This is a genomic window from Occallatibacter sp. (assembly GCF_035317045.1).
GTDB lineage: Bacteria > Acidobacteriota > Terriglobia > Terriglobales > Acidobacteriaceae > Telmatobacter.
On the sequence record NZ_DATHHT010000004.1, the window covers coordinates 29,500 to 53,370 of the forward strand.

A 23,871-nucleotide genomic window follows, 5' to 3' on the forward strand; every position below is an offset into this window, starting at 1 on the left:
CAATTCATTCCCCCACAGATTTCTCTCATTTCGGCAGGCTCCCGAGAAAGGCTTCTCCGAACTCCAAAGATGGCAACCCGGACGCTGAAAGTGAGGGTTGTCAAACTTCGCCCAAACCATAGCACATTTGGGAGAGTACTTCTGTGCCGTGGCTTTAGCGATGTCTGCTATCACAAGGGAAGGCGTCCAATCCGACATCATTATGACCGAATCGTCCGGCCTGCCAGGAGTGGGTTCCGTTAGAATCGATATTTCAGGAAGGAAGTCATGATCGATCCAGGCGCTCTTGCAGCACTTATTACAAAGCAGACCGTAACGGCTATGAAGGCGCGAGATGCCGAACGCACCGGCACCCTGCGCTTGATCAAGGCGGCTCTGATGAATAAGGCGCTCGAGAGAAATGCCGAGCTGACGCCAGCTGAAGAGCAGCAGACCCTGACCATGATGATCAAGCAGCGGCGCGACTCGATCGAGCAGTTCACAAAGGGGAACCGTCCGGAACTAGCGGCCAAGGAAGCTGCCGAGATCGTGGTGATCGAGGAGTTTCTGCCCAAGGCGCTCGACGAGGCAGGCCTGCGCGCGATGGTGGCCGAAGTCGTGGAAGAGCACGCGAACGCCACCGGCCGTGCAGCGACGGCGAAGGACATGGGACCGGTGATCAAGGCTGTTCAGGCGCGGCTGCAGCAGGCAGGCGTACGGGCCGAGGGCCGCATCGTGAGCGAGATGGTGAAGCAGGGGCTTGCAGGGTAGCAGTTGGTGGAAGTCCTATCGCACGCGGAAGTTGTCGAGCCTGAATTTTTCCCCGCTTGCAGCAGGCTCGATGATCTTTGGCCGGAACACGAGCCACACCAGAAGTCCGAACGGGAAAAACCCGATCACCATCAAGGTGACTAGCCAGGGCGATTTGCCGCGGCGTATTGCATCTTTCGCGCACATGCGGACCGTGGCAATCAATGCGGCGAGGATGCAGAGGATAAGCACGAGATCGACAATGCTCGAGATGCCATTTGCACTCATGCCGACTACCTGCAGGTGAGATTACAGGCAACCGATCCGTCCGTCCAGCAAGCGCTTTTCACATGATTCGTTTGCAGATGACGGAGAGCGATGCGCAATCCGGTGATGGTCAGATCTCGTCGGGGCCCTGGTCGCTGGTCAGCCGACGCGGATGCTTCTCGTGGAGCTCGTGGTGGAGCTCATCCACTTTCGCCCTGGCCTTTTCTAGAGCGCGCTTTCCCGCCGGAGTGATTCGATAGAGCCTCCTTCGCCGGCCCTGAACGCGATCGAACGCCGACCGGAGCAGGCCGGCTCGTTCCAGGCCGTGAAGAAGGGGATAAAGAGTACCTGGCCCGATGTGATATCCGTGATGCTCCAGCTCCTTCATCATCGCGAGACCAAAGATGGGCTCGTGCACCGCATGCAGCAGCACATGGATGCGGATCAACCCGTCGAAGAGCTCCCGTTTTTGATCGGCCACATGAACAAATATACCTCTGTGCATTTGCCGCAGTCTTGACTATTATCGAAACTCGATATAAGGTCGGCTGGAGATGACTTCCTCAACTCGAATTCTTCCCAAATCTGTCAGAAGAACGCTGAAGAAGTCCGGTCGATGCTGGTGGATGGCTGTGCTGCTGTTGCTGGCTGGCCTCGGCGGATCGAAGCTATGGGCGCAGGGGCCGCCGTTCCAGGTGGACGATCCGGTGCCAGTGGATTTCAAGCACTACGAGTTCTACATCTTTGGCGCGACTGACGGGACACCGGCAGAAACCGACTACACGGGCCCCGCGTTCGAATTCAACTGGGGCGCCGTGCCGCGCGTGCAGCTGCACGCGATACTGCCCTTTGGTGGGATTCGTCCTTCGAACAATCCGATCTATTTTCCGTCGGGTGAGGGATCAAGTGCGACCGGGCTTGTCGATATGGAATTCGGCGTGAAACTGGCAATGATCAAGGAGACGAAGACGATTCCGCAGATCGGCACATTCACGATGTTGGAGATTCCGACGGGCAACTCCGACAAAGGCCTGGGCGTGGGCAAGGTCTGGTACCGATTGCCAGTGTGGCTGCAAAAGAACGAGGGAAAGTGGCTGTTCGATGGAGGCGCGGGCGAAACCGTGGTGCCGCAGACGGGATTTCACGATTTTCCGTACGGCGGGTTTCTGCTGAAGCGCGAGATGAACAAGAAGCTTGAGATCGCGGCGGAGGTATTCGCGCATGGAGGCGAAGGGCCTGTTACGCCTCAGGCGCAAGCGTCAACCATGATTGACGCGGGCGGCTACTGGCATTTGAAGGGCGAAGATACCATGCAGCTTTTGTTTGCCTACGGCCATTCTGTTGCGGGCCGAACGGAGAACTACGCCTATCTCGGCCTCTACTGGACATGGGGCAAAGACGACAAGAAGCCGGACGACAAGGACGCCGATGAGAAGAAGACATCGCTGTTGAAGAACGCGATGTTCTCGGGGCACTCGCTCAAGAACGGATTCTGATTCAGCGTCCCGGAGCGTTGATTTGCCTCGACGAAGGGAGCAAGCGCCATGGAGTTCACGATGCGTGGCCTTTGGACGATGGTGCACGGCATGGGATTCGGCGCGCTCTATCTGCTTGCGTGCTCCTTTGCAATTGTCGAATTGTATCGACGTTACAAGCCGCGGTCATTGCAGCCGATTTCTGAGGCGGATGAGAAGTTCCTCGGCACGTGGCTCGTGGCGATGGCGGTGATTGCGTGGATCACAGTACTCACCGGCGCGTACGTCATCTATCCGTGGTATCGCGCGATACCGTCCGCGGGCGCGGCCATCGGCGCGTTTCCGCAAGCGCTCCTCAAGGCACATCCAAATACCATTCGGTGGCACACGATCGGCATGGAATGGAAAGAGCACATTGCATGGTTTGCTCCTATTTCGATGACAATGGCCGCGGCGGTTTTTCTGCATTACCGAAGGTGTCTCACGAACTATCCGCAAATTCGCAATGCAGTGCTGATATTCATCTTCGTGTCGTTTGCGAGCGCCGGGATTGCGGGATTCTTCGGCGCGGAGTTAAACAAGCACGCTCCCGTCGAGGGTGGAGGAACGATTCAACTGATGCACGGAGGTCGATGATCGTGGGCAACGATCAGGTGAGTGGTGTTTCTGCGATGTTGATGCCCAATGGTCCCGGGGCAGCGGCGGTGCTTGCAGCCTCGATCGGTTGTTTTGCGATTGGAGTTTTTTCTGTTACTGCCGACAAATTTCCAGCACTCGCAAAAGTGTTGATTTTTTACGCGCCAACCGGGCCGCTTTCGGGCGTTTCGACGGCCGCAATTGCTGCGTGGCTCATGGCGTGGGCGGTCTTGCGGTATTACTGGCAACGCCGCATGGTCGACCTTGGACGCACAAACTTGTTTGCATTTCTTCTTCTTGCATGCGGTGTGTTGCTGACGTTTCCACCGATCGGAGATTTGTTCTAAAAAATAGAAGGCCGGAACCGTTGCCGCTTTTGCGGCTCGGGCTCCGGCGATTCAATCGAGGCTACGCGGTTAATGCCGTGCAGTCTCGGTTCAGTTCAGGTCGTCGACGTAGTGGCCGACGAGGACGGTGTTGCCATTTGTTGGATTTTTGAGCAACAGGCCGACGACGCGTACGTTGGTTGCCGAAGAGACGTCGGACAGTTGCGTGAGTCCATCGCGGAACTCACAATTGTCGGCGATGTAGACGGTGACGGTTTGCGGAATGAGCAGGCCGGCGAGTCCGTTTACCTGCATCTGGAATGAGTCGGTGCTGCTGTTCACGCTGCCGGGAACGATAGTTCCATTAAAGCCCCAGTGACGGAGCACAACGCGCTTCACAGTGACTGCGCCGGCATTGCCAGCGCCGGAGGCAGGCCCGCCGACGGAGATGTGCTGACCGGGTAGCAGGCCACTTTGATTAAAGAGGAACTGCGCGAAGGGCCCATGCATCCAGTAGATCGAGTACTTCTCTGATCCGCTGAGATCGACGGTTGCAAGCTGCCCGAGCGTGAGCCCGGTGGTTGTAGGCAGCAGGCCGCGCACGTAGAGGTCGAAGCTCGATGCCGGTCCGGAAGTCGGATTGACGTAGGTGACCTGGCCGCTGGCATAGAAGCCATTCTGCGAGAGGACGGCAATTTCGTCGGCGTCGATGGTTGCGTCAGCGCGATCGAGGAAGCCCGAGACCTGCACAATGCTGCTCGAACTGAGGTCGCTGAAGGTGTCGCCTCCGTCCCATTCCGTCTGGCCCGTTACGTTGACCGTGAATTGACGGCCATGCGGACCTTGAATCGTGAATGACTGTGTTCCGGCATCGGTGTTGACGACGGCTGCGTCAAATTCGTCGATGTAGGCGCCGGGGTCTTTGTTGTTGACGCCATTAACCGTGAAGGTTGGATTCACATCCCCGGTAATCTGGCCGCCGCTGACAGCGATTGACTTGCGCAGATTGAAATCCATGTGCAGACCAACCGGCGCTCCGGTCTGGGCCACGATCATCGGTCTCAAAAGGGTGTAGGTGACGGTGGGACTGGTGATGTTTGCTGTGAGGGTTTTGATAGTGGGCTCGGCGGTGCTGGTGTCGAGGTAGCCGATGGTGCCGTTGCTCAGTGTGATGGCAACGGAGGAGTAGGTGCCGACCGGAACATCATTCATGTCGATCAGTGTTTGCAGGCCGTTGAAGCGTGCGAAGTCGACTGAAGGCGAGCCGCTGGTTAACTGCACGGTATTGCCGTTTGCGTCTTTTGCGGAGATGCTGACCTGCACGTTGAAGGAAATAACACTGGCCATCGGGGCATCGGTGCCGACGACGAATGAAGAACCCGTTACCGTCTGCGAATTGTTGTTGGGAGTGGAGGTATAGCTGCTGCCGCAGCCTGTTGCCAGAAGAGTGGCAACCGTCAATGCAAAAAGAGACGGAAGGACAGGCCTTCCCGACTTTGAAATAAGCATTCCAGATTTACCGCGCTTTCTGCGAATGCCCGTGGCCTCACGGAGCCTTTCGCGGGTTGGGGCACAGCATGGATAGAAGCAGGTTGTCGGCTGTGTCCCTATTCCGCGGAACACGCGTGTGTGGAAGGAAGTTGCGAGATTCTTAAGGTGTTTTTAAGGAAGAAAGGCGCGTGTAACCAAAGTCAATAGAAGGAGATTACCCTCATGGTGAAATTCTTGTGTGCGGGTCTCAACCTGCGGCTCGATTATCCGTCTACCAACATTCGGCGTTGTTCGAGGAAGCGGCGCACGGATGGATCTCGCTCGAGACCGATGGCAATCGAATACGCGCGATAAGATTCCTCCCGGGCGTTTATTCGTGCAAGTAAATCCGCACGCGCGGCCCAATAGGGTTGATACTCGACGAGGCGCGGGTCTGCGGCGACACTCGCTAATTCCTCAAGCGCGCGCTGCGGACCGTAGAGTTCTGCGATCGCGAGAGAGCGGTTGACGGCCGCGACAGGAGACCCGCTGAGCGCTAGTAGTGCATCGTAAAGCTGCACAATTGCCGCCCAATCGGATTGGCCTACGAGGGCGCGCGCGGCGTGCGCTGACTGAATGGCCGCTTCGAGCTGATAACGGCCGACAACATTCATTGCGCCTGCGCGGTGAAGAAGCGATTCAGCTTCGGCGATCATCTGCGAATTCCAGAGTGCAGGATCCTGCTGCGCGAGCGGGACGTAGTCGCCTTCGCGATTGCGTCGCGCAGAACGTCGCGCTTCGGCGTGCAGCATCAACGCCAGAAGGCCAAGGCCCTCGGGTTCGGCCGGTAGCAAGGCGACGATGACGCGTCCGAGATAGATGGCCTCTTCCGCAAGATCGCGGCGCGCAATGTCGGTGCCGGCAGCATCGATCCAGCCCTCGGCGAAGGCGGCGTAGATGGCATCGAGCACGGTGTCGAGGCGCGCGGAGAGTTCGTTGCGCTCCGGTATTTCAAGCGGGATTCCGGCCTGACGAATCTTGTTCTTGGCGCGGACCAGGCGTTGGCTCATGGTGGCTGGCGAGATGAGAAACGCGGAGGCGATGCGTGTTGCGTCGAGTCCGAGGATGGCTTGCAGCATCAGCGGTGCGCGGATGGCGGCGTCGATTGCAGGGTGCGCGCACGCAAACATCAGGCCGAGACGGCGATCGGGGATTTCGGCTGCATCCGCGTCGAGCGGGATTTCAATCGCGGATTCTTCGATTTCATCGGAAGCAGTTTCGCGATATGTCGAGCGGCTCGCGTCGAGGAATTTGCGACGTGCGACTGTCATCAGCCACGCTTCGGGGTTTTGCGGGCAACCGCTTTGGGGCCAGTTGGCCAGAGCCGCTGCGAATGCATCAGAGAGCGCATCTTCGGCGGCGGCCAGGTCGCGCGTGCGTGCGGCGAGGAAGGCGACGAGCTTGCCATAACTGCGGCGCGCAACCTGCTCGGCCAGGTCGCGAGGTTGCACGCCGTCTCTGCATCCGCTCATGGTCTACATCGCCCAGATGGGTCGCACTTCGATGATGCCGTGCTGCGAGCCGGGGCAGCGTGCAGCCCACGATAAAGCCGCATCGAGGTCGGGCGCGTCGATGAGGAAGTAGCCGCCGAGTTGTTCTTTGCTGTCGGCGTAGGGTCCATCGAGGACCTGCGTTTTGCCGTCTACGAATCGCACGGTGGTTGCAGTTGCAATCGGCTGCAGCCGATTTGATCCGACATATGCGCCTGCCTGTTTGAGTGCTTCAGTGTAGGCCATATACGCGGCCATACCCTGTTGCTGCTGTTCTTTGGTCATGCGCTGAAAGCCGGCTTCTTCGGCGTAGAGAGTTAACAAGTACTGCATAAGAGAGATTCCTCCGTTGTGATTTTACGGCGGTGGTTGAGAGCGCCGTCACCACGATGACGCGCGAGGTACCTGGATTTCGACAACGAGGCGAAGATTTTTCTGAAGATTCCGCAAAGGTCTCACGATGCAGGCAGGAATGGAGCCACTTTCTTGCGGAGAAGCTCTACCAGTTTCGGGTCCATGTAAAGATACTTGTCCGGAATGCCGAGCACGATGATTTTTTTACGGGTTTCTCCGAATTGCTGTTCGACCTTTCGGCGATGGATTGTTTCCATTGCGAAAATGGTGTCTGCCCAATCGATCAGTTCAGCTGAAAGCGGTGTTACCGCATCTGGGGCGGTGCCCGCTGAGAGCGTCTCGATGCCGTTGCGACCCGAAAATACGGCTTCCGCGGTGGGACTTCGAAGGCGATTTCTGCTGCACACGAAAAGAACGTTCATTCGGCGCTGAATCAGAACGTCCGCAAGTCGCCGGCCGGGACAGGGGCAAACTTTAGCAGCCCGAGTTCGCCTGCCAGACGTTCGAGCCTGGAGCGCGTGGCCGCTGTGGGCGAAACGAGCGGTAGGCGGACCGTGTCCGATGCGCGTCCCATTAAATTGAGGACGGTCTTTACGGGGCCGGGGTTGGATTCCCAGAAATTTGCGTCGAAGAGTCGCCCGTAGCGGCGTTCAAGCTCGCGTGCCTCGGCCCACTCATCGTGCAGCGCGGCGCCGATCATGCGCGCCATTTCGGCGGGAATCTCGTTGGAGGCTACGCTAATGAGTCCCTGGGCACCTATACCGATGGCGGCCAGGGCAAGGTTGTCGTCGCCCGAGAAGACCTTGAAGCTTGACGGAAGGGTGTGAACCAATTCGGTGATCTGCGGCAGCTTGCCGCTAGCTTCCTTGATGGCCACGATGTTGGAAGCGGCTTCAGCAAGGCGCACGACGGTCTCGGGATCAAGATTGACGCCGGTGCGCCCGGGGACGTTGTACAGGCAGACGGGAATCGGGTCCACCATCTTGGCCAAGGCCAGAAAGTGCTGGAACTGACCCTCCTGTGTGGGCTTGTTGTAATAAGGATTGGCAGAGAGGACAGCGTCAACGCCGGGAACCTGGCGGAGCATGGAGGCCTGGCGCAGCAGGGTGCGCGTGGAGTTGTGAGTGCAGCCGGCCCATACGGGCACGCGCCCGGCCGCGGCGTCGATCACGATGCGAACCGCGCGCAGCCATTCCGCTTCATCGAGGGTCGCAGCTTCGCCCGTGGAGCCGCAGGCCACAATGAAGTCGATTCCCGAGTCAATCTGCCAGTTCACCAGCGACCAGAGCGCCGTCTCGTCGATCGATCCGTCCGCCCGGAAAGGCGTAACGATTGCCGTACCACAACCCGTAGTTTCCATCACAGAAAAGTGTATATCGGGCGGAGGTACGGCTGGGTGTGATGAAAAACAGGCATCAGGGATAAGGAGGGATTAGAGATTGTAGCCCGCGATTATCGGTATTCGGACTCCAGGATCGACATCAGGCACAGATTGCACCAGAGGTCTTCGCGCCGTGCGGCGTGGCGCATCAGGCCTTCGTATTGGAACCCGAGACTCTCATAGAGGTGCCGCGCGCGGGAATTGTCCTCATAGACGTCGAGAAACAGCCTGTGGGCACCCACTTCACGAAAAGCGATGCGCATCAGTTCCTTGAGCATACGGCGGCCAAGTCCGCGCTCCGGTACGGCGACCACGATGCGTTTGAGTTCGATGGCGCGGGAGTTTTCGCTAATTCCACGAAGGATGGCATAGGCCTGCACTTCGCTCCACTCCGTCTCGCTGACGAAATAGCGGGCGTCGCCGCCCACGAGGGTGGCACGATGGCGATCCTCGCTCCACTGACCTACAAATTCGCGGGCCATGGGCGTGCGCTCAAGGGCGAGGATGGCAGGGATGTCGTCCATGGTGGCGAGGCGGAGAAGCATCGTGTATCCGTCCATTGTAGTGATGCGGAGGGGAACTTCCGGCTTCGGACGTTCGTCCTCGGTTGTGAATCAGGGCGTGACTGGCCTTGGTCAACTGCAAGATTCGGCTCGGGCAGCAGAGTGGTTGCCAAAGGGCTACACGTGACGAAAGGCATGTATCTGCTAGTACCTAGTAGTTCCATTGGAGGTAAGAGCCCGTATACCATGACCGTTACAGGACCGGAATCCAGCCTGTGCCGTTTGCCGGGAAAGCCCGGAACGTTACGGCACATTTAGCTGAATTCAAAGGATCTTGATCTGCGAGGCTGGATTCGATTCGCAGGCGGTTGTCACCTCTTTTCCCAGATCCGTTTGCAATACCGATCGTTCCGATGGGTTTTCATGCCCATTTTTGTCGCGTGCGGTGTTGCACCATGTCGACTCCAGGGCTGCAGCCGGACGGCAATAGCAGCGGCATTGGCCATCGACATTGACCGTTAAGAAGGATCGAGGATCATGAGCGCCAGAGCTGAGATAACGAACAATGCGCAGGGCCCCCAAGCCGAACAGAGCGCCTCAAAGGACATGGCTGTTGCCCTGATCGGCCCGAACGACGCGCATCGCAAAATCGTAGCGCGGGCTCTTGCTACATCCCAGGGACGCAAGGTCCATGAGTTCATTGACTATCCCGGCAACCTGAACGACCTGCCCCACATGGTCGAGCAGAACTTTGACGTTGTGCTCGTCGATGTAGACACCGACGAAAGCTACGCGTTGCAGATTATCGAGAAGCTGGCCGAAATCGGGCAACCGGTCATGGCGTATTCCGCGCGCACGGACCAGGAACTGTTGATGAGCTGCATGCGGGCCGGCGCTCGCGATTTTCTTCCACTGCCGACCGAGAATGCGCCGGAAGAAAGCCGTCCAGAGGAGAGCCGTCCAGAACAGAGCCGTCCTGCGCCACCGGCCGCTGCGCCCGTCGCCAAGCCGGCTGTTGCCGCTGCACCGCCGGCCGCTGCGCGGCCTGTTGAGCCGAAGCCCGCGCCGGTTCCAACCGCTCCTGCCGCGCGTATCAACGTGAAGGCGATTTCCCCGCAAAACCGGCTCGATCCGGGCGCCGACACGTGGCTTGCACGAGCGCAGGAAGAGCACAAAGTTCCCGTGATTGCCCACAAAGATCCTGTCATTGCGCAGGTCATCGAAGAAATCACGATTGGATCCCGTTCGGAAGCCTCCGGGGCTGAGGAGGCCATCACTGAAAAGGCTCCGTCAGAATTCGCCGCATGGGATGCTGCCAATTTGCGACCGGCACCGCCGGCACCAACACCCATCAAGCGCGCGGAACCTCGTCCGCGGCCCGCTCTTGTTCCGGAGCGCAGGAAAACTGAAGCTCCGGCCCGTTCGGTATCAAGCCTGGATGCGGCGCCTGCGATCGAGCGGCCGCCGGTTTCGGTGGAACTCTTTCGCTCTTCCCAACTTCATACAGAGTCTGAACCCGACGAAGCCGCGGAGAAGCAGGGCACCAAGTGGATCAAATGGATCCTGATCGCCGCGGGTCCCATGGTGCTTGCGCTTGTGCTGCTGGTCGTCTTCACGCGGCCCTCGGCTCCAAACCCAGCGGCGGCAAAGCCTGTCAAGGAGACGACGGCTGCTCCAGACCAAAACCAGGCAAACCTTATCGTGAATCAGCCTGTGAAAAATTCCGCCAAGCCGATCGCCGGAGCGCCCGTCGCCAAGTCGGGTGAGACTCCCGCGGACGCAGGCGAATCAACGGCTGCTGCGCCTGTGTCGCCGGATGCGATGGCACAGCAGCTTGTAGCGCCTACACGGATCGCAGGTTCGATCAAGAAGACAGCGCAGGCCGATGAGGCGCCGCCGGCTGCTCCCGCTGCAGTGTCGATGGACGATAACAGCGGAGTTCCGGGTGCCCTGTTTAAAAGCGCGAGCAAGGCCAAGGTCACACCCAACGTGGTGGCGATTTCGGCGGGTGTTGCCGATGGCATGATCCTGCGCAAGACTGCGCCCATTTATCCCAAGTTTGCCCAGGATGCGCACATTACAGGCAAGGTAGTTTTGAAGGCGACGATCACCAAGCAGGGCACAATTGAGGGAGTGCAAGTGCTCAGCGGTCCGAAGATCCTGGCGCCTGCCGCGGTCGATGCGGTGAAGACGTGGAAGTACAAGCCTTACACTCTCGACAATCAGCCGGTATCCGTGGAGACGGACATCACGATCGTCTTCGGTTCGAGCAAGTAGGCTTCAGTCCTGCAAATGAACTCAGTTTTCTGAAGGGCGCTCGAGGTGGTCGATGATGACCACGTCAAGGGGCGCCTTTGCAGGTTCGAGCTTGAGTCCGAGCTGTTCCTCGAGCGCGGTGAAGATGGATGGGCCGGTGTCGCCGGATCCCGGTTCGTCGTTCCATGCCCACGTCAGATCGATATCATAGTCGCCGGTGAGGCCCGTCTTGTCGATGATGTTGCGTCCGACCACGCCGGAAAGCATGGCCGTAAGGCTGCCGGCCGGGCTGCGGTGGGCGGAGAGCTTACCGGGACTCATCATGGAAGTCCCTTGCTCGTCGGGAGCGGAAACCTTGAGCTTAGATCCATGTTTTGCAATGACGAGTTCGTAAACCGGAAGCACGCGCTTCTCGATGTGGTATTTGAGTGCGAAGCGGTCTTCGAGAATCTCGCGCATCATCAGCCGCTGATGTTCGCCACCGTCGTTCTTGCCGAGGGCGTGAAGGGCATCGGTGGTTTCAGTATCCATCTTTGCCAATAGGTCAAAGCGATCGGAGCTGACCCATGCTGGCCAGCCGACAATCTGGTCCCCTGACCTTACAGGGAAAGCATTCATCAGGAGCGAGTAGATGGCCATGTTCTGCATTTCGAAGCCGTTCGGAAGCATGCGCATCATGGCAGTGTTATCAAGCGCGTGATGAGGCTTGATGGAGACGGCATCCCAGGCGAGGGGTGCGGGGGCGGTGACAGGCTGAGGTGTTGGAGTTTGTGAAGGTGCAGGAGAACCTGTGACGGCGAAGCAAAGCAGGACGAGCGGAATGATTTTTTGCACGATGGCCCCTTAAAATGCCGGACCGGAAATTCGAGAGCGCACTTTCGCTACAACTGATCGAAGATTTCGCGGAACTCCCAGATTCCGGATTTGCTGCAAAGCCATTCGGCGGCGCGGACGGCTCCGATGGCGAAGCCGCGGCGGGAGTGGGCGTCGTGGCGCAGCTCGATGATGTCGTGATCGCTTTTTGCGGTCACGATGTGTTCGCCGTTGGCGTCGCCGACACGATGCGATTCGATGGGTACGTCAATCCCGGTTTGCTGGGATTGGATGATCTGCTTGAGCGTGATGGCGGTGCCGGAGGGAGCATCAAGTTTTGAGGCATGGTGCGTCTCGCTGATGGAGAACTTGTAGCCTTCGATATGGGCGAGCTCGGCGGCGAGGCGGAAGAGTTTCTGTACGCCAATGGAGAAATTAGTTCCGTAGAGCAGGCCGCCACTGCGGCGCTCGGCGATGGCTTTCAGCTCAGGCAGGTGCGCGTACCAGCCAGTGGTGCCGACGACGATACGGCAGCCTAGCGCGAGGACGGCGCGGATGTTTTCGACGGCGGCCTCAGGCGTGGTGAAGTCGATGACGACATCGACGCCGGCAAGGTTGGGCGCTGTAAGGGCCGAGGCGTGCTGATTTTCGTAGATGTCGAGTGCGCGTACGCCGTGGCCGCGCTCGCGGGCGACTTCGGCGACGAGAGAGCCGGTTTTCCCTTTGCCTAGAACCAATACGAGCATTGGCGCTCCATAGAAGTGAATTCGACTTCCAGCTTACAGCGTTGGAACGGGCGGGTTGTTGGGAAAAGGGGGCGGTAGCGCTGAACAGCTTGCGCGAAGAATCCGTTGCAGCGCCTCAAAGAACGGCCGGGGCTGACGCCCCACGCTCCCTCGGATTGTAGGGAATCTGGGAGCTGTTTGTTGAGGCTTCCGACTGCGGCCTCTGTCAGTATCTCTCATACACGAGCAGATCTTTTTGGGCGGAGTTTTTCGGTACCCAGGATTCCTCGTAGAGAGTCTTGCCGTCGTCACTGACCTTCCACGTGGTGCGTCGAATGACTCGGCCCGCGCAAGTGTCTTCGGTCTGCAGCTGGCGAGGACCGAGGGTCTTTACGGATCGCGAGAATCCGAAGGGCTGGTTGGCGCCGCGAATGGGAGTTGGCGGTTCATCCAGGCGGGAGTCGGAGAATTGGCCCCATTCCTGATCTTCGAAATGAAAGGCGTTGTAGTTGAGGATGAGCACGACCGTTTTCGAGCGGAAGTCGAAGGGGCGGGTCGCTTTCCAGCGGCCGGAGAAACCGCTTGTGCCTGACTCGCGGGCATAGACGAGCTGTTTATCTTTCGTGGACCCGCCGATCTGGATCAATCTGTCGATGGAGGTGAGCGTCTTGCCATCGTCGGAGAGTTCCCAGCGGCTGTTTGTTGAGTCGGGGCCGTTGGTGTTCCTTTTGAGGACGAGTATCTTCGGATCGTTTTCGGTGCAAGAGATGAAGCCGCCGGTGCCGTTGGTGGTGGGATATGGATTGCCGTCACAGCGGAACAAGTAATCGATGGCCCCATCGTCGACGTGGTACACACCATCTGGAGAGAGGGCGATGGAGAGGGTGGGCGCGGTGAAGTGGCTTTTGGGCTCGTGGAGCGTCCACTGGCCGTCCCATGGGGATGGAGTGAAGTGGCAGCCTGCGACGGCAGCGACGCAAAGTAGGAGCAGCAGCGAGGATTTGACTTTCACAATCCGGATACCAGACTCACGACGGGAAGATTTTTAATGGATGTGAGTGTACGGCGGGGGCGGGCGAATTTGCAATGGAGATTGCGCTGAGTATCAAGTCCTCAACAGGGCATGAAAAGCAAAAGCAGGTTCTTCGCTCACCACCCCCAAACTGAAGAGCGTTTGGGGCTCCGTTCGCTCAGAATGACGCTGCCAAAACGAGAAGAACTGCAGGCGCTGGAACCTAGGAGGTGACGGCGGCTTTGCGGGATTCTGTGTCGAAGATGGTGGGGTCGGGCTCTTTGAAGAATGCGGCGTGGAGAGAGCGGACGGCTTCGTCGGCGTCGTCTTCTTCGATCATAAAGCTCATGTTGATTTCGCTGGCGCCCTGGGAGATCATGCGCACGTTGACGTGCTTGATGGCGCTGAAGACCTGGGCAGCCATGCCGCTCTGTCCGCGAATGTCTTCACCGACGAGGCAGACGAGAGCTTTCTTGCCTTCGTATTTCACATCGGCGAGCTGGCTGAGATCGGCAGCGATGAGGGGGAGCTTGTCGTTGGAGTCGACGGTGAGCGAGACGGAGACTTCGCTGGTAGAGACCATGTCGACGGGGCACTGGTGCTTGTCGAAGATGTCGAAGATGGCTTTGAGATATCCGTGCGTCATCAGCATGCGGCTGGCGACGACGTCGATGATGGACAGCTTCTTTTTGACTGCGATGGATTTGAAGGGGCTGCTGCAATGGGGCGCGATGGAGATGATGCGCGTGCCTTCGTTCGACGGATTCTTGCTGTTGAGGACCAGCACCGGGATGTTCTTGCGGACGGCAGGCAAGATGGTGGCCGGGTGCAGGACCTTGGCGCCGAAGTAGGCGAGTTCGGCGGCTTCTTCAAAGCTGATGACCTTGACGCGCAGGGCGTCGGGGCAGACGCGGGGATCGGAGGTCATAATGCCATCGACGTCGGTCCAGATTTCGATGGAATCGGCGGCGAGCGCTCCGCCGAGAAGGGCGGCTGTGAAATCGGATCCGCCACGGCCGAGGGTGGTGGTGATGCCCTCTTCATTGGAGGCGATGAAGCCGCCCATCACCGGGACGCTGCCCCGGTCGAGCAGCGGGCGGAGATGCTCGGCGGCGCGTTTCTCGATGAGGACATCGAGCGGCACGGCTTTGCCGAATTGCGAGTCGGTGACGATGACTTCGCGTGCGTCAACGTGGGCGGCAGTTATGCCGCGCTCAATAAACGCGGCGGCGATGATGCGGCTGGAGAGGCGTTCGCCGTAGCTTACAACGAGGTCGGAGATGCGCGGCGTGAGCTCGAGAATGGCGGCGAGGCCGCGCAAGATTTCGTCGAGCGAGTCGAATTTCTGCTCGATGAGATTGCAGAGGGCGGCGGCGTCGGCGGGGGTCTTGATCAGGGCGCAGGCAGTGTCGCGATGGCGGGCACGCAGGCGCGAGCTGATGGCGAGGGCACCTGTGCGGTCGCCTTTGGCCGCGGCGGCGGCGGCGCGCAGAAGCTGGTCAGTGACCTTGGCCATGGCGCTGACCACGACGACGGTTTGTTTACCGGCGGAGACACGGCCGGCGACAATGGCGGCGGTGCGGTTGATGGCGGTCGGGTCTTCCACCGAGGTGCCGCCGAATTTCATGACAACGAGGCTCATGCGTTCTTTGTTCCGACCTCAGGGGCTAAAGCCCCTCATTCTTCCCTGGGTTCTTCGGCATGACTGAAGTCATGCCCTGATACAAAGCAATGCCGTTCTGTACAAATATCGTTCTGTTCTGAACTTCTTAAGGGGTGCCTGATACAAGCAAATGCCGTTCTCATTCGGTGCCACTGAAGTCGTGCCCTGATACAAGCGGGTGAGGATCTCTTTGCTTCAGCTCTCTTCTATGCGCGGGTGGTGGTTTCGGCCACGGGTTCCAATTTACCGAGACTGACGAGCAACTCGGCGTTGAGGATGGCGGCGCCGGCGGCTCCGCGAATGGTGTTATGCGAGAGCACGGTGAACTTCCAGTCGAGCAGGGAGCAGGGGCGCAGGCGGCCAACGGTGACGGCCATTCCGCGCCCGCGGTTGCGGTCAAGGCGGGGCTGCGGACGGTCGGGTTGCGGGGCAAACTCGATCGGCTGCTCGGGAGCCATAGGAAGATGCTGCAGCTTGAGGGGCTTGAAGTCAGACCAGGCAGCGAGCATGTCTTCGTGGGTGACGGGGCGGCCAAGCTTGTTTCCGAGCTTGATGGAGACGCTCTCGGTGTGGCCGTCTTCGACGGCGACGCGGTTGCAGTGCGCGCTTATCTTTGCGGAAAGCGGAGTGACGTGGTTGCCGTCGAGATGGCCGAGCAGCTTTAGCGTTTCGGCTTCCATTTTTTCTTCTTCGCTGCCGATGTAGGGGATGACGTTACCGAGAATGTCCATCGACGGCACGCCGGGATAGCCCGCACCGGAAATGGCCTGCATGGTGGTGACGAAGATCTGCTCGATACCGAAGCGCTCTTCGAGCGGCTTCAGGGCCATCACCAGTCCAATGGTGGAGCAGTTGGGATTGGTAACCATGTAGCCGCCGGATTCGCGGCGCGAGGTTTGCTCCTCGATCAGGTGGAGGTGGTCGGCGTTGATCTCCGGGATGACGAGGGGAACATTGGGCGCCATGCGGTAGGCGCTGGAGTTTGAAACCACCGCGCAGCCGGTGTTGGCGAACCTTGGCTCCATTTCGCGGGCGATGGCGGCGTCGAGGGCGGCAAAGATGATTTTCGGGGCGCCTTCAGGCTCCGCGGGCGAGACGGTCATGCGGGCGATGCGGTCGGGGAGCGGCGTGTCGAGGCGCCACTTGGCGGCTTCGGCGTAGATCTTCCCGCTGGACCGGTCGCTGGCGGCGAGCCACGAGATCTCGAACCAGGGATGGCCTTCGAGGAGTTGAATGAAGCGCTGGCCAACCATTCCGGTCGCGCCCAGGATGCCGATTGGATATTTCTTTTGCATGACGAGTGAACACTCCAGTGTACCTGAGAGAGGCAGGGACTAGGGAATAGGGAGTAGGGAGTAAGGAACGAGGAGCGATTGATTGCAGTTTGATGGGGATGGGCTGGGGGTCTAGAATTCGGCAAATCCTGCTCGAGGCTGGAGCCGAGGATTCCGCATTGGGATCGACGCCGCATTCTGGTCGCGATCTACTGAGTTGGTTCGAAGGAACGTATGCGACCGTACATCGAGCTCTTCGGGCCGGAGCACCTCGTCATCCTGGTCACCGTGCCCGCGCTGGCGGCGTTGCTGGCGATCGTGCAGCGCAGGTTTTTGGGCGATTCGCGAAGGCTCCGGCTGCTGCTGGCCGTGCTTCTCTTGATCGATACGGTGGTCTTCTACTGGTACCAGGTGGCGCATGGTCTGGTATCGTTTCCTGGCCATTTTCCACTGGAACTTTGCGACCTTTCTCTGGTGCTGGTATGCATTTCGCTGCTCACGCTCAACGACACGGTTTTCGATCTTGCGTACTACCTGTCGTTGGGCGGCGCAACGATGGCTTTGCTCACCCCGAACTTGTGGGAGCCGTTTCCGTCGTTTGGGACGGTTCAATTCTTTGTTGCTCACGGATTGACTGTGGCTGGGGTGCTCTACCAGGTTTGGTCGGGGCTGGCGCGGCCGCGGCCAAGGTCGATCGGAAGGGCAATGCTGGGGCTGAACGTATTCGCCGTGGCGGTTGGCGCGTTCGATGCCATCTTCAAAACCAATTACATGTACCTGCTAGCCAAGCCGTCCAACGCTTCACTGCTTGATGCTCTTGGGCCGTGGCCGTGGTACATCTTGAGCGCCGAGTTGGTTGCCCTGGTGATCTTCGGTCTGCTGTATCTGCCGTTTCGCAGGCGGGTCGCTGAATCTACGTAAGTATATTCGGTTTCAAAGGTATGCGAGAATCTGTGCTTGCCGCAGAGTGGCTGTTCCGGAGGGGAAATATCAGTGTCACGTCAGATGTGTATGATAGACGACACAGCAGGCCACAACCTTTGTCACCTGCCCAGGGTGTGCGGACTTCGGATCGCTCCGGACTTCGCAGCTTGGCTTTCTTGTTCAAGCTGCACCTGGAAAGGTAGGGCCCTACGAAAGTCCTCCTGGTCAATCCCAGTGACAATTCCTTTGGCACGGCTGTCATCACTCCGCGATGGCTGTTTGTGCTGGCAGCAGCAACCCCTGAATCTGCAGGAACCCCCACCCTGGTCGATGAATCACTTGAGCAGATTGTGCCGGAAAGCATTGAAGCCGGGGATATTGTCGGCATTAGTGTGCATACCGGCAACGCCTTGCGCGGGTACCAGGTAGGCCGCATGGCGCGGGCGCGCGGCGCATGGGTGGTGTACGGCGGCATTCACGCCACATTGTTTCCTGAGGAAGCGCTGGAGCGCGGCGAAGGGCATGCGGTGGTGAAGGGCGATGGCGATATAGCCTGGGGCAAGGCTGTGGCAGGTTGCGTGGCCGGCGCGCCGGAGAGGATTTACGAAGGCGGCCGGATTGAGGGCACGGAGTTTCTCGCGGCGCGATGGGACCTGATGCGTCCCGACAAATATATGTGGGCGTCGGTGCAGACGATTCGGGGATGCCCGAAGCATTGCTCGTTCTGCAGCGTCTGGCGGACGGACGGACAGAAGCCGCGGCAGCGGTCGTTTCAAAAAGTGATTGACGAGATTGTGAGCCTGCGGAGACTTGGGTTTCGGTTCATTGCGCTGGCCGATGACAACTTCTATCCTGTCACGCTTACAGATCTGAGGCAGGCGCGGGAGCAGAAGAACTTCGCCAAGCTGGAAGAGCTGACCACGATTCGCAATGAACGATTCCAACTGATGGCAGAGCTGGCAAAGCTGCCCAAAGATATGGTCTTCTTCACCCAGATCACGATGGAAGCGGGCGAAGACGGCGATTACCTCGATGCCATGCGCAAGGCCAATATCAAGGGTGCCCTGGTCGGCGTGGAAGCGGTGACGCCGGAGGGGCTCAAGGCAGTTTTCAAGGATTGGAATTACTCCGGCGAAGCGCTGGCGACGCAGTTGCAGACGTTCAAGAAGCATGGGGTCCATGTGCTTGGCTCGTTCATCTTTGGATTGCCGACTGACAAGCCGGCGACCTTTGACGCAACGGTCGAGATGGCGTTAAAAGCAGGCGTGACGTTTGCGCAATTTGTGATGATGACGCCATTTCCGGGCACGGTGGATTTTGGCCGCTGGGAGAAGGAACAATCCACGCATCCGACGCTGGTGGGCGATGTCCCTCTCACTCGTTACTGGTTGATCCCCACCGAGGTTCGCCCCAAGATGTTTACGCCGCATCCGTCAATGAGTTCGGATGAGATTCGCGAACGTACGCAGCGGGTGTGGGACAGGTTCTACAACTGGAGCGCGATCTGGCAGCGGTCGGCCTGCACGCCGAACCTGCGGGCGAGGATTGCGTTCATCTTCCTGTCGAAGCTTTATCGACAGATGTATGCGGGCACGGGAATCTCGACTGACAGCGCCCGTCGCAAGAAATCAAAGAGCTGGGCGCGATGGACGGCGAGGCAGTGCAAGAAGCTATTCGAAGCCAAGCCGATGCCGGAACTGAAATCGCCGGCATGGCAAACGGCTGCGGCTGGCGCGGGTGCTCTTGCGGGACTTGATTTCCCGCGCGTCAGCACGCCGTTCGTTGTGCTGACGGAAGAAAAATAGCGGAGGCGCCAGGCGCGATCAGCTGGTTTGCACGGCATCGATGGGCAGGAAGAGGGCAAATACTGTTCCGGAACCTGCTATTGACTGTCGTGATCTGACGGTGAGATGGCCGCGGTGCCTGTCGACGATTCCGCGGCTGATCCAAAGCCCGATACCATTGCCCTTGTTCTCCTTTGTCGTGAAGAAGGGCACGAAGATCCTGGAAAGCGTGTACGGAGACATGCCGTGACCGGTATCGGCAACAGTCAGGACAATGCCTTTGCGTCCTGTCCTCCAATCGCATCCGTTCCTGGTTCGAATGAGGAGCCGGCCGCCTTTCGGGATCATGGCGTCGATAGCATTGCCAATCAGGTTGCTGAGGACCTGCAGCATTTCGCCCTCGAAGCAGGTGACGTGTTGAGTGGCGCGATCACGCCGCTCGACCTTGACCCGGGCATTCAGCAACCTTCCCTGGTAAAGCGGAATGGTGGCATCAATCAATTCGGCTCCAGTGACCGTGCGCGGATTGGTTGACTGGCGGTGAAAGCGCAACGTCTGATTGGCGATGGCGGAAACGCGGCGAAGTTCGATCTCAGCGCTGGCCAGATGGCTTTTGGCCTCGGGATTCAATGCTGCTTGTTGCGCGAGGTAGATAAGATTGGTGACCGCTGCCAGAGGATTGTTGATTTCGTGGGCGATGGAACTGGCGAGGCGACCGACGGCATTGAGCTTCTCCGATTGAAGCAGGAGCTGTTCAGCACGGCGGTTTTCGGTTACGTCGATGCCGAGCACAATGACGCCAGTAACGCTGCCCTCGGCATTACGTCGAGGCTGATAGACAAAATCCAGGTAACGCAATTCGAGAGCCTGCGACGTGCTGCTCAGCAATTGAATCGGCATATTGTGCCCGACGAATGGCTCGCCGGTCTGAAACACGCGATCAAGCAATTCGATAAATCCCTGTTCCCCGGCTTCCGGGACCGCCTCTTTGACAGCTTTACCCAACACGTCGTGCCGGCCGATGAGTTCGAGGTAAGGGGGATTCACCAATTCGTAGCGGTGCTCTGGTCCGCCGAGTGCGGCGAAGAAGGCAGGGGCCTGCTGGAAAAGGTCTGCGAGGCGCTGCGTTTCGCGTTCCAGTTGACGCTTGGCAAGAACGGTCTCGGTTGTTTCAGTGCAGACAACCAGAGTTGCTTTGATTTTTCCCGTTGAGTCGCGGACCGGGCTATACCCGTAGGTCCAGTACACGTCCTCGAGCTTGCCGTTGCGATTGATGGGCACAAGCTGATTCTCATGCCAACTGGCCTCACCGCGCGTCATGACGGCGTCGATCTGGGGGCCGATGATGTGCCAGATTTCCTGCCAGCATTCCCGGCCGGGCTGACCGAGTGCGCGAGGGTGCTTGTCTTCCCGGATGCTCGGCCGATATGCGTCGTTGTAAAACTGAACGAGGTCATCACCCCACCACAGAAACATGGGGTGCCGCGATGCCAGCATGGTGTTCACGATGATGAGCAATGTTTCGGGCCAGGATTCGATGGGTCCGACGGACGTGCTACCCCAGGGGAAGGCCCGGGTTAAATCGGCCATCTCCCCGGATCCGTAGATCTCTTTCAGACCCCTGTTGTCGTCCGACTGTGGAGGCACATTCTTGCTTGAAGCCGCACTTTGCAACATAACTGAACCCGCGTCCTGCTGTTCGATGGAGTTTACTTGAATCTGCGCAGTGCATCCAGTCGGCGTTCCTAGCCCACCGCAGTTCCGAGAGGACTCAGGCCGGTCGCTTGGGATTGGCGGCAATATCGCCGACGACTGTGGTCCATTCGCGGACGTACCAGCGCTTGACGATGCCGCTGGTGACGTAGGGGTCGGCCGAGGCGAATTTCTTGGCGACTTCAGGCGAGTCTCCCTTGAACACCAGAACTGCGCCGTCGACGGGATTTGCCAGCGCGCCGCCGAGGACGAGTTCGCCGCGTTCGACCGCCTCCCAGCCCATCTTCAGGTGGACGTTGCGGAACTCTGCGCGGCGGGTCAGGTAGTCGTCGGCTACTTCGTAGAAGAGCAAATAATGCATGGGAGCGGCCTGGTTCCTTTCCTTGGTGCGAAGATTGCTGATCGATCCACTCGTGGTTGCGGTTTCAAGCACTACCTGAGGGGAATCTCTTTCAGCACCAGCGATAGGGTGTGAGTTGCTGAGCGATGACGAATGGTTAGATGAAGAATAGTCCCGATGGGCTGTGTGAATGCACTCTGGATGGTTTCGTCTGTCGGCGGCTTGCCGTCGATCTGCGTGATGACGTCTTCCGCTTTCAAACCGGCTCTGGCTCCGGGGCTGTGGGGAAGGACAGTCCTGATTTTCAGGTTTTCAGGATCGGGGTCGAGCAGGAGCCCGGCGCGGTTGAAGATATCGGGTTTGCCGTAGCTCGCATTCTTCTCGAGGTACATCTTGCCGTGGGGGCCGTCGAAGACGATGTTGAACTGTCGCAGGATTTGGAGACCGATGTTTCCGGCGACGGTGGTGGATGACTCCGCGCCTTGCGTGTCTGTGGAGAGGACGGTGATAGGGCGGACAACTTCAACCTCGCCGAGTTGAAGAGTGTCCACGCGCGTGTAGAATCCGTGATCGGGTCCTCCGAAGCCCTGACCGGCATAGCCATGGATCTTCGCGCCATAGTGTTCGACAAGTTTGTGCTGCTTCACGAATGGTGCGAAGAGCGAGAGAGAGTACATATCTCCGGTGTCGATGCCGAAGAGTCCGTCGATGCCATCGACAGTGGCCTTTGCCAGGAGGTTTCCATTGCCATCCTTCGTGTCGAGCGTGACTGCTGTTCCGTTACCGGAGTATTCAAATCCCTGTTTGGAATAGAAGGTGATTTCCTGCTTTTCGAAATCGACGCGGATGGGCAGATTCTGGAGCAACAGATGACCGATGAAGATGCCGTCGTGGTTTTGGGTCGCAGGAGTATCAATCACGGCGAAGACTTGATCGGACATGGTGAGTCCGCCGATCGTTACGGCTGCGACCTTTGCGAACTTTCCATGTACTGTTCCCCCGGCCGCATCCATCGTGGCGGAGCCCTCGAGCTTTAGGCCGAGACGTCGGGCCAGGCTGGCGGTCATTCCGTTATCGGAGCCGGTGTCGAAGATTGCGTCAAACGGGCCTTGGCCGTTGATGGTGGCTTTGAGCTCGACGCCGTTTTTGGCCGGTACCGTTACGGCGCGCGCAGCGGCCGCTTTATGTTTCGCAGATGCCGCATTTGGGGAGGAGGCAGTCTGCGGGACTGCGGGAAGAAAATCGAGCAGGATCGCCGCGGCAGCCGCCATTGTTAAGAGCAAGTTGAATTTCCTTGTAATCAAAAACGCCTCTGAAGCAATCCTAGAGGAATTTCGACAATTCGTGGAAGCCTTTAATGCCCGACCGGATACGGGCAATGCGCCCGCGGAGAGGTGCCATTCGGCAATGCCATCGGGGAGCAAATTTTCCCCTTTGTCGATTTCGATGGCCCTGCGCCTCTAGACTGGTTACCAGTGAATCTGCGAACGGCACAATCCCCGGATATCGAAGTTCCCATGCGTGCACTGCTGGCCGGTGCGCGCCGCAAACAGCCTGACCTTCTCGATCTTGCACGCAGGCTTGTCCAGGTTGAGTCGCCGTCGGATGTGAAGGCGGCAGTGGATGCCTGCGGGGCAATCGCATGCGAAGCCGGGCGCGGACTGGGCGGACGCATCAAGCTGCACCGGCAGCGCAATTATGGCGATGTGCTGGAAATGCGGTTCGGCCCACGCGGCAAGGGTGATGAGAAGAAACCGGTCCTGCTGCTGGGGCACCTGGACACGGTGTGGACGATCGGCACATTGCGCAACATGCCCTGCAGAATTGCCGATGGGCGTTTGTGGGGGCCGGGCACTTTGGACATGAAGGTTGGTGTGGCCATGGCACTGACTGCGATTGAGATGCTGGCCGAGGCAGCGCTGCTGAATCGCGAGGTCATTCTGCTGCTGAACAGCGACGAAGAGATCGGCAGCCCTGTGTCGCGGCCGATTACTGAGAAAATTGCGGGCGATTGCGGCGCGGTGTTTGTATTGGAGCCCGCCCAGGGACTGGCTTACAAGACGGCGCGCAAAGGAACGGGGAACTGGCGCATCGATATTCGTGGCGTTGCTGCGCATGCCGGCGTCGATTTTGAAAAAGGTGCCAGCGCGCTGCGAGAGTTATCGCATGTCATCGATACCGTAAGCGGGTGGACTGAGTTGAAGCGCGGGCTGACGGTAAGCGTGGGCGTCGCCGGCGGTGGAAGCAAGACCAATGTGATTCCCGCCGAAGCCTTTGCCGAGGTGGACGTGCGTATTGCGAAGATTTCAGACGGCCCGCGGATCGAGCGCAGGTTTCGATCGCTCAAAGCGGCAGACGAGCGCTGTGAACTCACCGTTACAGGAGGAATCAACCGGCCTCCCATGGAGCGCACACGGGGTACGGCGAGGCTATATGCGCAGGCCCGCACGCTTGTAGGGGAAGTTGGCTTTGTTCTTGATGAAGCGTCGACCGGCGGCGCATCGGATGGTAATTTTACTTCGGCTCTCGGCATTCCGACGCTCGACGGGATGGGTGCAGTGGGCGAAGGCGCGCATGCCAGCCACGAGTCCGTCGAACTGGAGCACCTTGGGCCGCGCACTGCGTTGCTGGCCGGAATGCTGGCGCAATCAAGTTGATTACTTATGCCGGGTTCTG

General features: G+C 59.0%; 24 protein-coding genes. 8 read left to right on the plus strand and 16 right to left on the minus strand.

The window, feature by feature from the left end; translation table 11 throughout:
* Positions 1-267 precede the first annotated feature (267 nt).
* Positions 268-750, plus strand: a complete 483-nt coding sequence (locus VK574_RS01710; protein ID WP_472798072.1) for a GatB/YqeY domain-containing protein — start codon at positions 268-270, stop codon at positions 748-750.
* 15 nt (positions 751-765) lie between these two features.
* Here VK574_RS01710 and VK574_RS01715 read toward each other — a convergent pair whose 3' ends face one another.
* Positions 766-1,017 (minus strand): hypothetical protein, encoded by a 252-nt coding sequence (locus tag VK574_RS01715; RefSeq protein WP_472798073.1) that lies wholly within the window; start codon positions 1,015-1,017, stop codon positions 766-768.
* Positions 1,018-1,126: 109 nt separating this feature from the next.
* Positions 1,127-1,477 carry a PadR family transcriptional regulator gene (locus VK574_RS01720; protein ID WP_472798074.1) on the minus strand — a complete coding sequence of 117 codons (351 nt, stop codon included), beginning with the start codon at positions 1,475-1,477 and terminating at the stop codon, positions 1,127-1,129.
* A 145-nt stretch (positions 1,478-1,622) separates the two neighbouring features.
* On the opposite strand from VK574_RS01720, the gene VK574_RS01725 reads away from it, so the two are divergent.
* The 3 genes from VK574_RS01725 to VK574_RS01735 are packed head-to-tail and all read left to right on the plus strand — an operon-like array spanning position 1,623 to position 3,454.
* Complete coding sequence (locus VK574_RS01725; protein ID WP_472798075.1) at positions 1,623-2,492, plus strand: hypothetical protein; 870 nt, start codon at positions 1,623-1,625, stop codon at positions 2,490-2,492.
* A gap of 60 nt (positions 2,493-2,552) precedes the next feature.
* The gene (locus tag VK574_RS01730) at positions 2,553-3,107 is read left to right on the plus strand and encodes a hypothetical protein (RefSeq protein WP_472798076.1); all 555 of its coding nucleotides are present in this window, start codon (positions 2,553-2,555) and stop codon (positions 3,105-3,107) included.
* A 2-nt stretch (positions 3,108-3,109) separates the two neighbouring features.
* On the plus strand, positions 3,110-3,454 hold the full coding sequence (locus VK574_RS01735; RefSeq protein ID WP_472798077.1) for a hypothetical protein: 345 nt from the start codon (positions 3,110-3,112) through the stop codon (positions 3,452-3,454).
* A 90-nt stretch (positions 3,455-3,544) separates the two neighbouring features.
* Here VK574_RS01735 and VK574_RS01740 read toward each other — a convergent pair whose 3' ends face one another.
* The 6 genes from VK574_RS01740 to VK574_RS01765 form a co-directional block, all read right to left on the minus strand.
* Positions 3,545-4,942 carry a DUF4382 domain-containing protein gene (locus VK574_RS01740; protein WP_472798078.1) on the minus strand — a complete coding sequence of 466 codons (1,398 nt, stop codon included), beginning with the start codon at positions 4,940-4,942 and terminating at the stop codon, positions 3,545-3,547.
* 245 nt (positions 4,943-5,187) lie between these two features.
* Positions 5,188-6,435: an RNA polymerase sigma factor gene (locus VK574_RS01745; RefSeq protein WP_472798079.1), complete on the minus strand. Its 1,248-nt coding sequence runs from the start codon at positions 6,433-6,435 to the stop codon at positions 5,188-5,190.
* Positions 6,436-6,438: 3 nt separating this feature from the next.
* Entirely contained in the window at positions 6,439-6,786 is a 348-nt protein-coding gene (locus tag VK574_RS01750; protein ID WP_472798080.1) for a YciI family protein, read from the minus strand.
* A gap of 122 nt (positions 6,787-6,908) precedes the next feature.
* Positions 6,909-7,229 carry a low molecular weight protein tyrosine phosphatase family protein gene (locus VK574_RS01755; protein ID WP_472798081.1) on the minus strand — a complete coding sequence of 107 codons (321 nt, stop codon included), beginning with the start codon at positions 7,227-7,229 and terminating at the stop codon, positions 6,909-6,911.
* 11 nt (positions 7,230-7,240) lie between these two features.
* A complete protein-coding gene (gene dapA / locus VK574_RS01760; RefSeq protein ID WP_472798082.1) occupies positions 7,241-8,167 on the minus strand; it encodes a 4-hydroxy-tetrahydrodipicolinate synthase in 927 nt (308 codons plus the stop codon).
* Positions 8,168-8,259: 92 nt separating this feature from the next.
* The gene (locus VK574_RS01765; protein ID WP_472798083.1) at positions 8,260-8,733 is read right to left on the minus strand and encodes a GNAT family N-acetyltransferase; all 474 of its coding nucleotides are present in this window, start codon (positions 8,731-8,733) and stop codon (positions 8,260-8,262) included.
* A gap of 495 nt (positions 8,734-9,228) precedes the next feature.
* On the opposite strand from VK574_RS01765, the gene VK574_RS01770 reads away from it, so the two are divergent.
* Positions 9,229-10,968 (plus strand): energy transducer TonB, encoded by a 1,740-nt coding sequence (locus VK574_RS01770; RefSeq protein ID WP_472798084.1) that lies wholly within the window; start codon positions 9,229-9,231, stop codon positions 10,966-10,968.
* A 21-nt stretch (positions 10,969-10,989) separates the two neighbouring features.
* On the opposite strand, the gene VK574_RS01775 is transcribed toward VK574_RS01770, so the two are convergent.
* From VK574_RS01775 to asd, 5 genes are all read right to left on the minus strand, one after another.
* Entirely contained in the window at positions 10,990-11,781 is a 792-nt protein-coding gene (locus tag VK574_RS01775; RefSeq protein ID WP_472798085.1) for a TIGR03435 family protein, read from the minus strand.
* 47 nt (positions 11,782-11,828) lie between these two features.
* Positions 11,829-12,506, minus strand: coding sequence for a 4-hydroxy-tetrahydrodipicolinate reductase (locus tag VK574_RS01780; protein ID WP_472798086.1), 678 nt, complete (start codon positions 12,504-12,506; stop codon positions 11,829-11,831).
* 205 nt (positions 12,507-12,711) lie between these two features.
* On the minus strand, positions 12,712-13,497 hold the full coding sequence (locus VK574_RS01785) for a hypothetical protein (protein WP_472798087.1): 786 nt from the start codon (positions 13,495-13,497) through the stop codon (positions 12,712-12,714).
* A 223-nt stretch (positions 13,498-13,720) separates the two neighbouring features.
* Entirely contained in the window at positions 13,721-15,139 is a 1,419-nt protein-coding gene (lysC, locus tag VK574_RS01790) for a lysine-sensitive aspartokinase 3 (RefSeq protein ID WP_472798088.1), read from the minus strand.
* 227 nt (positions 15,140-15,366) lie between these two features.
* A complete protein-coding gene (gene asd / locus VK574_RS01795; RefSeq protein ID WP_472798089.1) occupies positions 15,367-16,455 on the minus strand; it encodes an aspartate-semialdehyde dehydrogenase in 1,089 nt (362 codons plus the stop codon).
* A gap of 213 nt (positions 16,456-16,668) precedes the next feature.
* On the opposite strand from asd, the gene VK574_RS01800 reads away from it, so the two are divergent.
* Complete coding sequence (locus VK574_RS01800) at positions 16,669-17,355, plus strand: YwaF family protein (RefSeq protein ID WP_472798090.1); 687 nt, start codon at positions 16,669-16,671, stop codon at positions 17,353-17,355.
* 284 nt (positions 17,356-17,639) lie between these two features.
* Complete coding sequence (locus VK574_RS01805) at positions 17,640-19,163, plus strand: B12-binding domain-containing radical SAM protein (protein ID WP_472798091.1); 1,524 nt, start codon at positions 17,640-17,642, stop codon at positions 19,161-19,163.
* An 18-nt stretch (positions 19,164-19,181) separates the two neighbouring features.
* Here VK574_RS01805 and VK574_RS01810 read toward each other — a convergent pair whose 3' ends face one another.
* From VK574_RS01810 to VK574_RS01820, 3 genes are all read right to left on the minus strand, one after another.
* Positions 19,182-20,732: a two-component system sensor histidine kinase NtrB gene (locus tag VK574_RS01810; RefSeq protein WP_472798092.1), complete on the minus strand. Its 1,551-nt coding sequence runs from the start codon at positions 20,730-20,732 to the stop codon at positions 19,182-19,184.
* A 181-nt stretch (positions 20,733-20,913) separates the two neighbouring features.
* Positions 20,914-21,288: a YciI-like protein gene (locus tag VK574_RS01815; RefSeq protein ID WP_472798093.1), complete on the minus strand. Its 375-nt coding sequence runs from the start codon at positions 21,286-21,288 to the stop codon at positions 20,914-20,916.
* Positions 21,288-22,478: a retropepsin-like aspartic protease gene (locus VK574_RS01820; RefSeq protein ID WP_472798094.1), complete on the minus strand. Its 1,191-nt coding sequence runs from the start codon at positions 22,476-22,478 to the stop codon at positions 21,288-21,290. Before VK574_RS01820 ends, VK574_RS01815 begins: the two co-directional genes overlap by 1 nt.
* A 234-nt stretch (positions 22,479-22,712) precedes the next feature.
* Between VK574_RS01820 and VK574_RS01825 the strand changes: the two genes are divergently transcribed.
* Positions 22,713-23,852, plus strand: a complete 1,140-nt coding sequence (locus VK574_RS01825) for a M20 family metallopeptidase (RefSeq protein ID WP_472798095.1) — start codon at positions 22,713-22,715, stop codon at positions 23,850-23,852.
* Positions 23,853-23,871: the final 19 nt, after the last annotated feature.

Excerpts from the sequence above, each read along its gene's own strand:
- VK574_RS01755 (WP_472798081.1), bottom strand. The coding sequence starts at position 7,229 with ATGAACGTTCTTTTCGTGTGCAGCAGAAATCGCCTTCGAAGTCCCACC.
- VK574_RS01825 (WP_472798095.1), top strand. The coding sequence starts at position 22,713 with ATGCGTGCACTGCTGGCCGGTGCGCGCCGCAAACAGCCTGACCTTCTC.
- VK574_RS01800 (WP_472798090.1), top strand. The coding sequence starts at position 16,669 with ATGCGACCGTACATCGAGCTCTTCGGGCCGGAGCACCTCGTCATCCTG.
- VK574_RS01745 (WP_472798079.1), bottom strand. The coding sequence starts at position 6,435 with ATGAGCGGATGCAGAGACGGCGTGCAACCTCGCGACCTGGCCGAGCAG.
- VK574_RS01740 (WP_472798078.1), bottom strand. The coding sequence starts at position 4,942 with ATGCTTATTTCAAAGTCGGGAAGGCCTGTCCTTCCGTCTCTTTTTGCA.
- VK574_RS01770 (WP_472798084.1), top strand. The coding sequence starts at position 9,229 with ATGAGCGCCAGAGCTGAGATAACGAACAATGCGCAGGGCCCCCAAGCC.
- VK574_RS01810 (WP_472798092.1), bottom strand. The coding sequence starts at position 20,732 with ATGGCCGATTTAACCCGGGCCTTCCCCTGGGGTAGCACGTCCGTCGGA.
- VK574_RS01710 (WP_472798072.1), top strand. The coding sequence starts at position 268 with ATGATCGATCCAGGCGCTCTTGCAGCACTTATTACAAAGCAGACCGTA.
- VK574_RS01725 (WP_472798075.1), top strand. The coding sequence starts at position 1,623 with ATGGCTGTGCTGCTGTTGCTGGCTGGCCTCGGCGGATCGAAGCTATGG.
- lysC (WP_472798088.1), bottom strand. The coding sequence starts at position 15,139 with ATGAGCCTCGTTGTCATGAAATTCGGCGGCACCTCGGTGGAAGACCCG.
- VK574_RS01730 (WP_472798076.1), top strand. The coding sequence starts at position 2,553 with ATGCGTGGCCTTTGGACGATGGTGCACGGCATGGGATTCGGCGCGCTC.
- VK574_RS01765 (WP_472798083.1), bottom strand. The coding sequence starts at position 8,733 with ATGCTTCTCCGCCTCGCCACCATGGACGACATCCCTGCCATCCTCGCC.
- VK574_RS01750 (WP_472798080.1), bottom strand. The coding sequence starts at position 6,786 with ATGCAGTACTTGTTAACTCTCTACGCCGAAGAAGCCGGCTTTCAGCGC.
- VK574_RS01780 (WP_472798086.1), bottom strand. The coding sequence starts at position 12,506 with ATGCTCGTATTGGTTCTAGGCAAAGGGAAAACCGGCTCTCTCGTCGCC.
- VK574_RS01715 (WP_472798073.1), bottom strand. The coding sequence starts at position 1,017 with ATGAGTGCAAATGGCATCTCGAGCATTGTCGATCTCGTGCTTATCCTC.
- asd (WP_472798089.1), bottom strand. The coding sequence starts at position 16,455 with ATGCAAAAGAAATATCCAATCGGCATCCTGGGCGCGACCGGAATGGTT.
- dapA (WP_472798082.1), bottom strand. The coding sequence starts at position 8,167 with ATGGAAACTACGGGTTGTGGTACGGCAATCGTTACGCCTTTCCGGGCG.